The sequence below is a fragment of the Mesorhizobium sp. M4A.F.Ca.ET.050.02.1.1 genome, from assembly GCF_003997725.1.
Taxonomy (GTDB): Bacteria; Pseudomonadota; Alphaproteobacteria; order Rhizobiales; family Rhizobiaceae; genus Mesorhizobium.
Genome location: NZ_RZSG01001239.1, coordinates 1 through 1,045, shown reverse-complemented (window position 1 = coordinate 1,045; position 1,045 = coordinate 1). Strand labels below are relative to the sequence as shown.

Annotated in this window: 2 protein-coding genes; both read right to left on the bottom strand. The window is 67.3% G+C overall.

The window, feature by feature from the left end; all coding sequences use genetic code 11:
- Nucleotides 1–404 (bottom strand): P1 family peptidase (locus EOA33_RS36625; RefSeq protein WP_190234515.1); only part of this gene is annotated, 404 nt, incomplete at its 3' end.
- Nucleotides 404–1,045: ABC transporter substrate-binding protein (locus EOA33_RS36620; protein ID WP_145989548.1), on the bottom strand; the 642-nt coding region annotated here is incomplete at its 5' end. The genes EOA33_RS36625 and EOA33_RS36620, both read right to left, overlap by 1 nt.

The window sequence follows — 1,045 nt, the reverse complement described above, 5'->3', positions numbered from 1 at the left end:
TGGTAGCCGAGGTCGCGATAAGGCGGGTAGCGGCCCCAGCCCTTGTCGCCGCCATTGCGTAGGTCGAACAGGATCGCCGCCGGCACGATCGGCACGCGGAAGCCGCCGACCTCGACGCCGATGTTTCTTTCGCGCAGGGCCGCCTGCACGCCCGAGGCGGCGTCGAGGCCGAAGGCCGAGCCGCCCGAAAGCACGATGGCATGGATCTCTTGGACCGAATTCTGTGGCTCCAGAAGGTCGGTCTCACGCGTCCCCGGCGCGCCGCCCAGCACCTGCACGCCCGCCACCGCCGGGTCGTCGCAAAGCAGTGCCGTCACCCCCGACTTCAACCTGGCGTCTGCGGCGTTGCCGACCCTGAGGCCGGCGACATCGGTGATCAGGTTACGCGGGCCGGCGCGGAACATCACTTCGTCTCCAGCGGTACGAAGCGCGTTCCATCGAAGCGGAAGGCGCGGAACGGAGACTGGCTGAGATCGCCCTTGTCGTCGAACCGGATGGGCCCGATCGCAGTCGCGAAGTCACGCCCGGTGAGCGCTTCGGCAAGCGGCTTGCCCGAGCTTTCCGCTTCAGCGGTTGCAGCTTTGGCGATCTCGACCGCGGCATAGGCCGGCAACACGTAGCCTTCCGGTATGACGCTTCTCTCCGCGAAAGCCTGCACCACCTTGGGATCGGCGGCCTCGGCCCATTCGGGCGGCGCGATCATCAGCGTACCCGCGGCATAGGGCACATTGCCGGGGGGCGTACGCAGATTTTCGCCACCGGCGAGAGTGATGCCAGCATTGAGCGAGCCGGCATCGCGACCCATGATGGCGATGTCGTCGCCGTCGCCGCCGGCGAACACCTTGGTTGCCCCGGCCTTTTTCAGCCGGCCGATCAGGCCGATCTGGTTGTCGAGCTGCGGCCGGAATGTGTCGACGAACACCGGTTTCAGCGCCGCCTGCTCGGCGGCCGCCCTGAACGTCTCGGCGATCTCGCGGCCGTAGATCGTGCCGTCATCGACGATGGCGAAGAGTTCGTTCTGCCACCGATGCGTCAGGATCCTGGC